At 27.7% G+C, this 14731-nt stretch carries 12 protein-coding genes and 1 pseudogene; all 13 read left to right on the forward strand.

The genetic code is table 11. From position 1 onward, the window contains the following. The 13 genes and pseudogenes from proS (at nucleotide 1) to fabZ (ending at nucleotide 14710) form a co-directional block, all read left to right on the forward strand. Complete coding sequence (gene proS / locus ABXT48_RS02990) at nucleotides 1–1335, forward strand: proline--tRNA ligase (protein ID WP_415286992.1); 1335 nt, start codon at nucleotides 1–3, stop codon at nucleotides 1333–1335. Next, the gene (locus ABXT48_RS02995; RefSeq protein WP_415286993.1) at nucleotides 1332–2564 is read left to right on the forward strand and encodes an FtsX-like permease family protein; all 1233 of its coding nucleotides are present in this window, start codon (nucleotides 1332–1334) and stop codon (nucleotides 2562–2564) included. Before proS ends, ABXT48_RS02995 begins: the two co-directional genes overlap by 4 nt. Then, the gene (locus tag ABXT48_RS03000) at nucleotides 2557–3243 is read left to right on the forward strand and encodes an ABC transporter ATP-binding protein (RefSeq protein WP_415286994.1); all 687 of its coding nucleotides are present in this window, start codon (nucleotides 2557–2559) and stop codon (nucleotides 3241–3243) included. The genes ABXT48_RS02995 and ABXT48_RS03000 overlap by 8 nt, the downstream gene beginning before the upstream one ends. Beyond that, a pseudogene (gene dnaE / locus ABXT48_RS03005) lies at nucleotides 3227–6642 on the forward strand (DNA polymerase III subunit alpha). Before ABXT48_RS03000 ends, dnaE begins: the two are co-directional and overlap by 17 nt. Nucleotides 6643–6771: 129 nt before the next feature. Next, nucleotides 6772–7593 carry a 30S ribosomal protein S2 gene (rpsB, locus tag ABXT48_RS03010; protein ID WP_415286995.1) on the forward strand — a complete coding sequence of 274 codons (822 nt, stop codon included), beginning with the start codon at nucleotides 6772–6774 and terminating at the stop codon, nucleotides 7591–7593. Nucleotide 7594: 1 nt separating this feature from the next. After that, complete coding sequence (tsf, locus tag ABXT48_RS03015; RefSeq protein WP_415286996.1) at nucleotides 7595–8446, forward strand: translation elongation factor Ts; 852 nt, start codon at nucleotides 7595–7597, stop codon at nucleotides 8444–8446. Further along, nucleotides 8447–8998: a ribosome recycling factor gene (gene frr, locus ABXT48_RS03020; RefSeq protein ID WP_415286997.1), complete on the forward strand. Its 552-nt coding sequence runs from the start codon at nucleotides 8447–8449 to the stop codon at nucleotides 8996–8998. Next, nucleotides 8995–9672, forward strand: a complete 678-nt coding sequence (gene uppS / locus ABXT48_RS03025) for a polyprenyl diphosphate synthase (RefSeq protein ID WP_415286998.1) — start codon at nucleotides 8995–8997, stop codon at nucleotides 9670–9672. Before frr ends, uppS begins: the two co-directional genes overlap by 4 nt. Beyond that, entirely contained in the window at nucleotides 9672–10334 is a 663-nt protein-coding gene (locus tag ABXT48_RS03030; protein ID WP_415303297.1) for a phosphatidate cytidylyltransferase, read from the forward strand. The genes uppS and ABXT48_RS03030 overlap by 1 nt, the downstream gene beginning before the upstream one ends. A 1-nt stretch (nucleotide 10335) precedes the next feature. Further along, nucleotides 10336–11502, forward strand: coding sequence for a 1-deoxy-D-xylulose-5-phosphate reductoisomerase (locus ABXT48_RS03035; RefSeq protein ID WP_415287000.1), 1167 nt, complete (start codon nucleotides 10336–10338; stop codon nucleotides 11500–11502). A 7-nt stretch (nucleotides 11503–11509) separates the two neighbouring features. Then, on the forward strand, nucleotides 11510–13747 hold the full coding sequence (bamA, locus tag ABXT48_RS03040; protein WP_415303299.1) for an outer membrane protein assembly factor BamA: 2238 nt from the start codon (nucleotides 11510–11512) through the stop codon (nucleotides 13745–13747). After that, nucleotides 13747–14265 (forward strand): OmpH family outer membrane protein, encoded by a 519-nt coding sequence (locus tag ABXT48_RS03045; protein WP_415303301.1) that lies wholly within the window; start codon nucleotides 13747–13749, stop codon nucleotides 14263–14265. Before bamA ends, ABXT48_RS03045 begins: the two co-directional genes overlap by 1 nt. A gap of 4 nt (nucleotides 14266–14269) precedes the next feature. Beyond that, nucleotides 14270–14710 (forward strand): 3-hydroxyacyl-ACP dehydratase FabZ, encoded by a 441-nt coding sequence (gene fabZ / locus ABXT48_RS03050; RefSeq protein WP_018414078.1) that lies wholly within the window; start codon nucleotides 14270–14272, stop codon nucleotides 14708–14710. Nucleotides 14711–14731: the final 21 nt, after the last annotated feature.

The raw sequence follows: 14731 nt of genomic DNA on the forward strand, positions 1-14731 counted from the left end.
ATGTACATTTCAAAATCATTCATACCAATATTAAAAAACAACCCATCAGAAGCAAAAATTAAATCACATCAATTAATGCTCAGAGTAGGAATGATTAAGCAATCTTCTGCGGGTATTTATTCTTGGTTACCATTGGGTTTTAAAGTGATGAAAAAAATTGAACAAATAGTTAGAGAAGAACAGAACAAAATTGGTGCTCAAGAAATACTTATGCCAACTATCCAACCTAGTGATATTTGGAAAGAAAGTGGTCGTTATGATGATTATGGAGATGAAATGCTTCGTATTAAAGATAGACAAGGTAGAGAGATGCTTTATGGACCAACAAATGAAGAGCTAGTTACCGATATATTTAGATCTAGTGTTAAATCTTATAAATCATTACCTCAATTATTGTACCACATACAATGGAAATTTAGAGACGAAGTTAGACCGAGATTTGGAATTATGAGAGGTAGAGAATTTTACATGAAGGATGCATATTCGTTTGATGTAAATGATGAAGATGCTACTTTCTCATATAATAAATTCTTTTTTTCATATTTAAAAACATTTAAAAGATTGGAACTTTCAGCAATACCAATGGCAGCTGATACGGGACCTATTGGTGGAAACCTTTCTCATGAATTTATTATTTTAGCAGATACTGGTGAAAGTAAAATTTTTACTGATAAAAAAATTTTTGATTTAGATAGTGATGGTTCGATCATGGATAGAAAATCCTTAGAAGATCTAAGAAAAAAATATGAACAATATTACGCTGTAGCTGATGAAAAATTTAATAAAGGTGAATTTGAAGAAAAAGTATCTGAAGAAAATAGACTTATTACAAAAGGCATAGAAGTAGGCCACATTTTTTATTTTGGAGATAAGTACTCAAAAGCTTTAAATGCAGCTGTAGATCTTCCAGGTGGTAAAAAAGATTTTGTTAAAATGGGATCATATGGAATTGGTGTATCAAGACTAGTTGGTGCAATTATAGAGGCAAAATATGATGAAAAAGAAGAAATAATGAAATGGCCATTCTCTGTGGCACCATACGAGCTTGCGATAATACCCATGATTAATAAAAATGACACATCGGCATTAGACAAAGCAAAAAAACTTTTTAACCATTTTGAAAGTAAAAATATTGATACAATTATTGATGATATGGATGAAAATCTTTCATCTAAAATTAAAAAATTTAATTTGATAGGTGTACCTTATCAGGTAATTTTAGGAAAAAAATCAGATGGTGATTTATTAGAGTTTAAAGAAATTGGAAAAGATCCCAAAAGTTTAACGATAGATCAAATAACTCAAATTTTAACCGAACAAAAATTAAAAAATTGATTTCTGCATTAGAAAAAGAAATTACACTTAGATATCTAAAAACCAGAAAAAAAGACGGTTTTTTAAATATAATATCAATTTTTTCATTTATCGGAATTAGCTTAGGAGTTGCAGTGTTAATTATTGTGATGTCCGTTATGAATGGCTTTAGAACTGAGTTAATTAATAAGATTGTAGGATTTAATGCTCATGTTACCGTTAAGCCATATGAGAGCCCTATTAGTTTAGAACAATTAAATAATGAAAATTTAAAATTAATTTCAGAAGAGTTAATACTTAGTAATTCTGGTGAAGCAATTGTCATTAGCAAAGACTACACTAAAGGCCTAATTTTAAGAGGTTACAGCAGTGAAAACTTTCTAAAGCTTGATGTTGTAAAAAAAGGAAACCTAATTGGTAAATTAAGTCAATTAACAAAGAATTCGATATCAATAGGTAAAGAATTAAGTTTTAATTTAGATCTTGATGTGGGTGATAAAGTATCAATTATGTCTCCAGTAGGCATAGAAACGATTATAGGAAGCTTACCTAGACAAGAAACTTTTATTATTAGTTCAATCTTTGATAGTGGGTTAGCTGATTTTGATGCAAACATAGCCTTCATAAATTTAGACACATTGGAAAACTTTTTTAGTCTTAAAAAAGAAAAGCGTAACCTAGAAATTTACTTGAACAACCCATCAAATATTGAAGAAGAAAAAAATAAAATTCAAAAAATATTTAAAAATGAATTTGTATATAGTTGGGCTGATATGAATAGTTCATTGTTTTCTGCATTAAAAGTTGAAAGAAATGTAATGTTTATAATCTTATCTTTGATTATTATAGTGGCTGCTTTTAATATTATTTCTGGGCTTACAATTCTGGTAAAAAATAAAACCAGAGATATAGCTATATTAAAGTCTATTGGTGTTTTAAATAAATCAATTGTTAAGATATTTTTTCTTGTTGGAGTTATTATTGGAACTACAGCAACTTTCTTTGGAATTTTTTTAGGTGTAATGTTCTCTTTGTATATAGAAAACTTGAGAGAGTTTTTAAGCAATACATTTAATATTAGTTTGTTTCCTGAAGAGATTTATTTTTTAAGCACAATGCCTTCAGAAATCAACTCAACTTCAATTTTTATTATTTCCCTTTGTTCGATCTTTATAACGATTATTGTTTCAATTTTTCCTGCAATAAAAGCTTCAAAATTAGACCCAGTTAAAGGACTTAAGTATGAATAATTTGATATCATTAAAGAACGTATCAAAATCTTTTTCTAATAATAGAAAAATAAATGTTTTAAAAAAAATCAATTATTCTTTTATAAGAGGTAAGATCTATTCTCTGGTTGGTCCATCTGGATCGGGAAAATCTACATTACTAAATGTTTTATCAATGATAGATAAACCTACTACAGGCTCTTTGTTAATTGGTAATACACCAGTAAACTTTAACGATAATTCAAAAAATGATAAAATTAGATCAAGTAAAATTGGTATTATCTATCAACAAAATAATTTACTTTCAGATTTTACTGCATTAGAAAATGTTTATTTAGCTGGTCTAGCTTTAACTAATGACAAAAAGAATTCAATCAATCGAGCTAAAAAAATTATAAAAACGATGGGTCTTTCATCACGTGAGTCACATTTTCCTTCGGAATTATCAGGGGGTGAGATGCAAAGAATTGCAATGGCTAGAGCACTTATTAACGAACCTGAAATTATATTAGCAGACGAGCCTACTGGCAGTCTAGATCACACTACTGCTAAAGAGGTTTTTAATGTTTTGTATAATTTAAAAAATAAAAATAGATTAATAATCTATGCAACTCACAATAGATTTTTTGCAAATATGGCTGATTGCAAATTAGAAATGATTGATGGTATTATAAGAACTATTAATGCAAGAATTAAATAATCAAAACTTTAATCATTTAAAAATTCACACACAGTATTCAATCTGTGAAGGAGCCATCAAAATTGATAATTTAAAAGATTTTTGTAAAGAAAAAAAAATACCTTGTTTGGGTCTTTCTGATACATCCAATTTATGTGGTGCATTGGAGTTTGCTGAAAATATTTCTAAGGTTGGCACTCAACCAATTATTGGCACTCAAATTTATTTTAGATTCGAAGATACGACAGGGCTATTACCATTGATAGCTCTTAACGAAAATGGATATAAGAGAATCATAGAGCTCTCCTCAAGATCTTACCTAGAAAATGATCCTTTATCTGACCCTCATTTGGATATTAAGGAACTTTTAATAGATTCTGAAGGGGTGTCCTTACTTTCGGGAACTATTCAAGGTTTATTTGGTAAATTATTTGAAAAAGGTCGTTTAGAAGAAACATCAAAACTATACAAGAGTTTATCATCAAAATTTAATGATAACTTTTATTTAGAAATCCAAAGGCATGGTGATCAAAATGAAATTGCTTTTGAAAAATTCAATTTAGAACAATCTTTAAAAATTAAAATACCAATTATTGCCACTAATGAAGTTTATTATTTAACACCTGACATGCACGAAGCTCATGATGCGTTAACTTGCATTGGTTCTAAAACTTATGTTAATGAAAAGAATAGAATTAAATATAGTAACCAGCATTACTTTAAATCGAATGAAGAAATGTCAAAACTATTTTCTGATCTTCCGGAAGCTTTAGAAAATAACTTTAATTTGCCATTTAAATGTAATTTTAGACCACAATTTTCCAAACCTGTACTTCCAAATATTAGTTCTGAAAAAGGAGGTAGTGCTGATGAAATACTTAAAAAAGATTCATTAGATGGATTGAAAGAAAAATTTCTTAAAGTTTTTAAAATTGAAGAAAATAACTTAGAAGTTGATGATAAATTTTTGAAATATAAAGACAGACTAGATCATGAGTTAAAGATCATAATTGAAATGAAATATCCTAGTTATTTCTTGATTGTATCTGACTACATTAAATGGGCTAAGAGTAATGATATTCCAGTAGGACCAGGTAGAGGATCTGGAGCAGGCTCACTTGTTGCTTGGTGTCTATCTATTACAGATGTTGACCCAATTAAATTTAATCTAATATTTGAAAGATTTTTAAATCCTGACCGTGTGTCAATGCCTGACTTTGATATAGATTTTTGTGAGGAAAAAAGAGATCTTGTTTTTAAATATTTAACTACAAAATATAAAGATAGTGTTGCCCACATAATCACTTTTGGAAAATTAAAAGCAAGAATGGTTATTAGAGATGTTGGTAGAGTATTAGGTTTACCATATGGTTTTGTTGATAGTATTTCAAAAATGATACCTTTTGATCCCTCAAGACCTCAAAGCTTAATGGAGTGTATTAACAGCGAACCAAGACTTCAAAAATTAGTTAATGAAGATCCTCGTGTAAAAAAATTAACTGATCTTTCTTTAAAATTAGAAGGTTTGAATAGAAATGTAGCAACTCATGCAGCAGGTGTCGTAATTGCAGATAGAAAATTAACTGAAGTTGTACCTTTATACAAAGATGCTGCAGCAGATTTATTATTACCTTCTACACAATTTGACATGTATTCAGCAGAAAATGCTGGTTTAATTAAGTTTGATTTTTTAGGATTAAAAACTTTAACGGTAATTAATAGAACACAAAAGTTGATTAACAAAAAAGTTAAAGATTTCAAAATTGAAGATATTGACTTTGATGATCAAAAAGTTTTTGAACTTTTGTCTTCTGGTAATACTGTTGGATTATTTCAAGTGGAAAGTGCTGGTATGCGTGAAGCATTATTACAGATGAAACCCAACCATATTGAAGATATTATTGCACTAGTTGCTCTTTATCGTCCGGGACCTATGAGCAACATACCAGTTTACAATGACTGTAAACATGGAAGGCAAACACCTGATTATTTGCATCCTCTACTTGAAGATATCTTAAAACCTACATATGGAGTTATTATTTATCAAGAACAGGTGATGCAAATTGCACAAAAACTCTCAGGTTTTACCGCAGGTGAGGCTGATATTTTAAGAAGAGCTATGGGTAAAAAAAAAGAGCTGAACTAGAAAAGCAGAAACAAGGATTTATTGCTGGTGCTCTTAAAAATGGAATTAGCAAAGATGTTGCAGCAAGTATATTTTTAAAAATTGAACCATTTGCTGAATATGGCTTCAATAAAAGTCATGCTGCTGCCTATGCAATAATTTCTTATCAAACAGCATTTTTAAAAACATATTATCCTAAAGAGTTTTTTGCTGCATCAATGACAATGGATATCTCGAATCAAAATAAATTGGGAGAATTTCACGAAGAACTTAAGAGAATTAACATTAAAGTTATACGACCTGATATCAATAAGTGCTTTGCAGATTTTCAATTTGATGGAAATAATTTTTATTATGCACTTGGGGGAATTAAAAGTGTTGGTTATGAAGCAATATCAAATGTTATTAACGAAAGAAAAGAAAATGGTGAATTTAAATCCATAAATGATTTTTTAAATAGAGTTAACCCTAAAGATGTTAATAAGCTTCAATTAGAAGGTTTAGTTAAAGCAGGAGCTTTTGACAATATAGATAATAATCGACAAGCATTATTTAATTCAATTCCAAATTTTATTTTAAAGACAAAAAATATTTATGAAAACAAAGCAGCAAATCAAATTGATCTTTTTGGTTCTGACGAAGAACAGGATAATGAGATAGTTCTTAATATCGAAGATTGGAAGTTTGAAGATCGACTATCAAGAGAGTTTGAGGCTATTGGCTTCTTTATATCTGACCACCCTTTAAATCAATTTAAAGAAATTTTTGATGATTATAAAATAGTTGATTATGCAAAATTTAATCTAGACGATACTATAAAAGATGCAAATATTGCAGCTACACTTTTAAAGATCACTGAAAGAAAAACTGCAAAAGGTAATTCGTATGGTGTTATTAAGTTCACTGATTTAACTAGTGTTTTTGAGCTCTTTATTTTTTCTGATATTTTGGAATTGAACAGAGAGGTTTTAGTTGAGGGTAGTTCTTTAATCATAACCTTGATCAAAACCATTTCCAAGGATGAGAACAAATCTAAAAGAATAAATGTTCAAAAAATAGCATCTCTTAAAGATCTCTTTAATAAACCGGTTAATGAAATTGTATTTAATATTAAATCAATTAAAGACATCGATAAAATATCTGATTTAGTGGATGAGGAGGGTACAACAGAGGTAACAATAAATATTAACGATGAAAACAATGACATTAGCTTTAAACTAAAAAATAAGCGTCTTATTGATAGGAAAACTATCAATATCCTCAGAAACAATGATATTTCGACAACTATTCATTAAAAAAGACTTGTTTGTTCCATAAATAATTTGTAAATAACTCTTAAATTAAATTAACACGCACACAGTTTGTGGTTTTATACCTCCGGTCCTTAAATGGAAATTACTGTGGTGGCTTAACCGGGAATAAATATGAAAATACCAAGTCTAACTATCCAACAACTATTAGAAGCAGGCGTTCATTTAGGTCATAAGACCTTAAGATGGAACCCAAAGATGAAAAAATACATTTTTGGAAAAAGAGATTCAATTCACATTATTGATTTAACTCAAACATTAGAATTAACCAATGTAGCTTTGGAAAAAGTTTATAATACGGTTGCCAATAATGGCAAAATTCTTTTTGTGTCTACAAAAAAACAAGCATCTGAAGCTATAGCTGAAGTTGCAAAAGAAACTGGACAATACTTTGTGAACTACAGGTGGTTAGGTGGAATGTTAACTAACTGGGGAACAATCTCAGGATCAATTAAAAAGATGAAAAAATATGAGGCTGATCTTGTTGCAGAAAATAGAGGCTTTACAAAAAAAGAACTATTAAAGATGAGTGTCAAAAAAGACAAATTAGAAAGAGCATTAGGTGGAATTGCAGAAATGAAAAAAGTTCCAGATTTAGTTTTTATTATTGACACAAATTATGAATCTTTAGCAATTGCTGAAGCATCTAAATTAGGTATTCCAATTTGTGCTATACTTGACAGTAATTCTAATCCTGATGGTATTGATTATCCAATCCCTGGTAACGACGATGCTAGAAGAGCGATTGATCTATATTGTAATTTAGTAAAAGAAACTATTGAAAATGCAAAAAAAGCAGCTCCATCTAAATCTGAAGAAAAACCTGATGTCGGTGAGACAAAAGTAAAAGAAGTTTCTTCAAAAACTATTCAAGAGATCGATAGAGAGAAGTTAGATGCTAAATTTTCAAAAAAAGATAAAGAAAAGTTGAATTAATATGAGTGATTTGGAAAAAGTAAAACAATTACGTGAAGCAACTGGTGCTGGATTTAAAGATTGTAACTTGGCAGTTAAAGAATCTGGTGGTGATTTAGATAAAGCAGTAGAAATCTTAAGAGTTAAAGGAATTTCTAAAGCTTCAAAGAAAATGTCAAGAGATGCCAAAGAAGGTGTTATCGCAACCTCTGGAGATACAAGCAAAATATCTGTTATTGAAATTAACTGTGAGACAGATTTTGTTGCTAAGAATGATGACTTTGTATCCTTCGCAAAAGAACTAAGTGAATTGAATAATCAAAATTCATCTGATTTAGAAAAGCTTAATAAATCAAAAATGGGAAATGGTGAAACGGTTGAAGATAGTCTAGTAGCATTAATCGCAAAAATGGGTGAAAAGATAACAGTTGGTAAAACTAAGACATTTAACCAATCAGGTTCTAAAAATTTTAATTATTTGCATACTGTAGTTAAAGATAATTTATCTAAATTATCAGTTATAGCATCACTTGAGACCTCGGATGACAGTGATAATGTTAAAGCTTTTGGTAAACAACTTTCAATGCATATTGCAGCATCAAACCCTTTGGCGTTAAGTTCTGATTTGATTGATAAAGATCTACTTCAAAAGGAACAAGATCTTGTCACAGAAGAGTTAAAAAATTCTGGTAAGCCTGAAGAAATTGCACAAAAAATTAGTCTAGGTAAAATGAATAAATTTAAAGAGGAAAATGCTTTGTTAACACAAGCCTGGGTTATGGAGCCTAAAAAGAAAGTGCAAGATATTATAAAAGAACTTAATATACCTGATCTGAAGATTAATGATTTTTTTAGAATTAAAATAGGTGAATAAATGTTTAATGACAAAACATACAGTCAGAAGATGGATAAAACCATTGAAGTGTTTCAAAAAGAATTAACCTCACTAAGAACTGGTAGGGCAAATGCCTCAATGTTAGACCTTGTTAAAGTTGATGTTTATGGGCAAGCAATGCCATTAAACCAAGTTTCAAGCATAACAACTCCTGACGCTAGAACAATCAATATCCAAGTTTGGGACCTTAATAATGTCCCACTTGTAGATACTGCAATAAAAAGATCAGAATTAGGTTTAAATCCTCAAATTGATGGTCAATTAATTAGGTTGCCTGTCCCAGATTTAAATGAAGAGAGAAGAACGGAGATTAAGAAATTAATTAAATCTATGGGTGAAAAGTGTAAAATTTCAATTAGAAATATTAGAAGAGAAGCTAACGATGATTTAAAAAGCTTAGTTAAAGACAAAGCAATTAGTGAAGATGATGAAAAAATAAATGAGAAATTAGTACAAACATTCACTGATGAGCACATTAAAACTATAGATACTAAAGTTGAAGCCAAAGAAAAAGAAATAATGACCATATGAACCCAGTTAAACATGTTGCCATCATCATGGATGGAAACGGTAGATGGGGAGTTAAGCACAAACAATCAAGAAATGCAGGTCATAGAGCTGGTTTAAATACAGTTGATCTAGTCATCAATCGTTGCATTAACCATAAAATTGAGTTTTTAACTCTTTATACTTTTTCCTCAGAAAATTGGAAAAGGCCAAAAAATGAAATTACTTTTTTGTTTAAATTGTTAGAAAATTTTTTAAAAAAAAAGATTAATAAAATTATTGAAAAAGATATTAAGCTTAAATTTATTGGTGAATTAAACAAATTACCAACAAAACTTCAGAAATCAATAAAACTATCGGAAAAGAAAACTTTTGATAAAAAAACATTGCAAGTTAATATTGCCTTAAACTACGGTTCGAAAATTGAATTAATTAATACTATAAAAAAGATTAAACAAAAAAAAATTACAATAAATGAAAAAAATATAGATAAGAATCTATATACCAAATATTTGCCAGATCCCGATATATTAATAAGAACAGGAGACACCCAGAGACTAAGCAATTTTTTACTTTGGCAATTATCCTATACTGAGATATTTTTTGAAAAAAAATTGTGGCCTGACTTTACAGGTAAAGATTTTAATAAAATTATAAATAAATTTAAAAATGTTAAAAGAAATTTTGGATCAATTTAATGAGCTCAAATCTTAAAAAAAGAATTGTAACATCAATATTTCTTATTTCTCTCTTAATCGGAATGTTTTTTTACTCATATATAATGATAGTTTCTTTAATTATTACAGCAATAATTTCATGGATTGAGTTTTACGCATTAATATCAAAAATTTTAAAAAAGAATATTTTAAAGGATAGATTCTTTAGATTCATTTATAAAACTTTATCATTATTTTATTTATCAGGATTAGTTTATTTAATTTTTGCTATAGAGTCAGAGTATTCTAATCTTAAAATTTATCTTTTATATTCCGTCTTAGTTGCAATACTATCTGACATAGGAGGGCTTGTTTGTGGAAAAATATTTAAAGGTAAAAAACTAACTAAAATTAGCCCTAACAAAACAATCTTTGGATCTATTGGTTCATTTATTTTCTCATTATTGTTGATTCCTTTTTTTTACAAAGGTCAAATTGATCAAACATTAGTAAATCTTTTTTTTATAACAATTATTATATCCTTAACTTCACAGTTGGGAGATTTATTCATTTCATTCTTAAAGCGTAAAGCAAAAGTTAAAGATACTAGTGATTTACTGCCTGGTCATGGAGGTGTTTTAGATAGAATAGATGGAATAATTTTTGCCATTCCACTTGGTATTTATTTATTTATAATTATTTAATATGAAAAAAATTGCAATTTTTGGATCAACTGGATCTATAGGCTCATCTTTATTAAAAATTATTAAAGATGACAAAAAAAACTTTAAGATTGAATTACTTACAGCAAATAAAAATTATAAGAAAATAATAAAACAAGCTAAGTTCTTTAATGTTAAGAATATAATTCTTACTGATTATAGTTCCTTTTTAATTGCAACCAAACTTTTAAAAAATACTAAAGTTAAAGTCTTTAAAAACTTTGATTCATTAAATAAAATTTTTGATACAAATAAAAAGCTCGATTATTCAATGTGTGCTATTTCAGGTTTTCAAGGACTAAAACCTACCATACATATTATTAGATTTACTAAAACTATAGCAATTGCAAACAAAGAATCCATTATTTGTGGATGGAATTTGATTAAAAAAGATTTAAAAAAGTATAAAACATTTTTTATACCAATAGATTCTGAGCATTTTTCTATTTGGTCATTACTAGATAATAATAAAAAAGATAACTTTGAAAAAATTTACATAACCGCTTCAGGTGGCCCCTTTAGGAAGCTATCATTAAAAAAATTTAAGAATATTTCTATTAAAGATGCATTAAAACATCCCAATTGGTCAATGGGGAAAAAAATTACGATTGATTCTGCTACTATGATGAATAAGGTTTTTGAAATTATAGAAGCAAAAAAAATATTTGATTTAAATTATAAACAACTTGAAATATTAACCCATCCAAAGTCATACCTACATGCAATAGTAAAGTTCAATAATGGTTTGTCAAAACTTTTAGTTCACGATACCAATATGACAATCCCAATATTTAATTCTATATATTTTAATACTGATAAAAAACTTAAATCTAAAAATATTGATATAGAAGCCTTAAACAATCTAAGTCTTAAAAAAATTGATAATATCAGATTTCCTGTAGTTAAAATTCTTAATAATTTGAGTAATGAGGATTCTTTATTTGAGACTATAATTGTTACAGCAAATGATAAATTAGTTAAACTTTTTTTAAATAATAAAATTAAATTTACTGATATATCAAATATGTTGTTGAAAATTTGTGATATTGCCGAATTTAAAAAATTTAAATCAATAAAGCCAAGAAATATTAAAGAAATTCATAATTTAAGTGATTATGTAAGTTTAAAAATTAACACCATGAGTGTATAAACTCGTTATGTTAAAATTTTTTATTCAATTAATTTCACTCTCTATTTTTTTAGCTTTTTCAGCTTATTCAAAAAATTATGAAAAAATTATTGTTAATGGTAATGAGAGAATTTCGAATGAAACAATATTAGTTTTTTCAGAAATTCAAGACAACAAAGCTTTAGACGAAAATTCTATAAATGAAATTTTAAAGAAATTATATAAATCTGGTTTTTTCAAAGACGTTAAAGTAAAAATTGAAAGCAATAATCTAATTATAGAAGTATTGGAAAATCCAATAATTCAAACAGTGTTCATTGAGGGAATTAAAAGAAAAAAAACTGAAGAATCTTTATATGAAATTTTATCTTTAAAAAATAGATCCTCTTATAATTCAACTTTAATTAAAAAAGATGAGGTAGCCATACTAAGTTTTCTTAAAGATGATGGTTATTACTTTTCTAAAGTTACATCTTCTTATCAAGATTTAGGGGGCAATAAGATTGATCTCCTTTACCAAATTGATCTTGGTGAAAAATCTAAAATTTCAAAAATTTCATTCATTGGTGATAAAAGATTTAAAGACAGTACATTAAAAAATATAATTATTAGTGAGGAGTATAAATTTTGGAAGTTTCTTTCAGGTAAGAAATACCTGAATGAAAATTTAATTAATTATGATAAAAGATTATTAAATAATTTTTATAAGAATAAAGGTTTTTATAATGTTGTAATTGAGTCGTCATTTGCTAACTATCTTGGCAACGATAAGTTTGAAATAATTTATAATATTTCATCTGGTAAAAAATTTTATTTTAATGAATTTGATCTCAATCTTCCTATTGACTATCAACGCGCTAATTTTCAAAAATTAGATAAAATTTTTAAAGAGCTTAAAGGAGAAAATTTTTCTCTCAACTCTATTGATAAAATTTTAAAAGAAATTGATAAAATTGTTTTAAACGAACAATTTGAGTTTCTAAAATCTACAGTAAAAGAGAGTATTGAAGATAATTTAATTAATCTTACATTTGATATAGGTGAGTCAGAAAAATTCTATGTTGGAAAAATTAATATACTAGGTAATAATATTACACGGGAAGAGGTAATTCGAAATAACCTGCTGGTTGATGAGGGTGATGCTTTCAATGAGTTGCTTCAAACTAGAACTTTAAATAATTTAAAATCACTTAATTTTTTCAGTAAAGTTGAGTCAGAAATTTTAGATATTGAAAATGAAAATAAGAAAATAATTAATATAACTGTTGAAGAGAAACCCACAGGTGAAATCATGGCTGGTGCTGGTGTTGGTACTGGTGGTGGAACTTTTGCTTTCGGTGTATCAGAAAATAATTTTCTTGGTAGGGGCATAGAGTTTTCATCTGACATTTCTGTTAGCAGTGAAAGTTTAAAAGGAATTATTTCAATGGATAACCCTAACTATAAAGGCTCTAACAGATCATTAAACACCTCATTAGAAAGCACGATCACAGATAGACTTAAAAATTTTGGATATAAATCAAATAAAACTGGATTTTCTGTTGGAAGTAATTTTGAATTTTATGATGACCTATTCTGGAATATAGGAGTTTCCTCTTATGTTGAAAAACTAGACACAGTTAACACTGCCTCTGCTAGTATGAAAAAACAAGAAGGTTCATATTTTGATACTTTTTTTAATCATACTTTTAGTTATGATAAAAGAAATCAAAGATACAAAACATCAGATGGTTATATTAGTAGGTTCACACAAAATATCCCTTTAATAAGTGAAAGTTATACCTTGACCAATTCTTATGATTATAAAATTTATAATGAATGGTCAGATGAAAATGTTCTTTCCATTGGTTTCTTTGGTAAAATTTCAAATTCTTTAAGTGGCAAAAATGTTAAACTTTCTGATAGATTGTATTTACCAGCAAGCAAATTAAGAGGGTTTGAGTTTGGAAAAGTTGGCCCAAAAGATGGTAGTGATTATATTGGTGGAAATTATGCAGCCTCAATTAATATAGCAACAAATCTTTCTCAAATATTACCAAGTTCACAAAATACTAATTTTTCTATTTTTTTTGATGCAGGAAATGTTTGGGGTATAGATTATAGCTCATCATTAAGTGATGAAAGTAAAATTAGGTCATCTGTTGGTATAGCTGTAGATTTCTTTACACCAATTGGTCCTCTTAATTTTTCTTTATCTGAACCAATCACTAAAGGTAAAAATGATATAACTGAACCTTTCAGATTTAATTTGGGTACCACTTTTTAATGAAAAAACTACTCTCATTAATTTTATTTTTTTTATTTTTTACAAATACAGTTTTTTCTGAACAAAAAATAGCATTCATAGATTTGGATAAAGTTATTTCAACGTCTAAATCAGGCTCTTCAATTTTAAAACAGTTAACAGATCTTAATAAAAAAAATTTACAATTTTTAAAAGATGAAGAAAAAAAATTTCAAGAAAAAGAAACAAAGTTAATTTCTCAGAAAAATATTATATCTGAAAATGATTTTAAAAATAAGGTTAATGAATTAAAAACTGAAATTAAAAACTACAATCAAAATAGAAATAAAATGTTAGCTGATTTTAATAAATTAAAAATAGATAATACCAATAATCTCTTAAAATTAATTAACCCAATTTTAGTTAAATTTTCAAATGACAAAGAAATAGCTATTATTTTACAAAAAAAAGATTTAGTTGTAGCTAAAACACAATTAGACATTACAGACGAAGTTATTAAAATTGTAAATTCAGAAGTTAAAGAATTTAAGATTAAATAAATAGATGCTAGATAAAAAACAAATTGCAAATTTGCTACCTCATAGGGAGCCAATGTTACTAATCGATGAGTTGCACGATATTGAAAAACTATCTTCAGCCACAGCTATTGTTTATGTTAAAAAAGATAGTTTTTTTGTTCAAGGTCATTTCCCTGATAATCCCGTTATGCCAGGTGTTTTAATAGTAGAAGCTTTTGGTCAGGCTGCTGCAGCATTAACAGCCCATGGGTTAGATAAAGAAACATATGATAACAAGCTAGTTTTTTTAATGGGTATAGAAAAAGCAAGGTTTAGAAATCCTGTAATACCTGATTGTAAATTAGAATTAAAAATTCAAGCGATCAGAACGCACGGTAGGGTTTGGAAATATAAAGGAGATGCCTTTGTTGATGGAAAAAAAATGGCTGATGCTCAGTGGTCAGCTACTATTGTCGATAAGAAATAATTAGCAACAAATCTTGATAAC

It is taken from the genome of Candidatus Pelagibacter sp. Uisw_101, from assembly GCF_047727615.1.
Lineage (GTDB): Bacteria > Pseudomonadota > Alphaproteobacteria > Pelagibacterales > Pelagibacteraceae > Pelagibacter.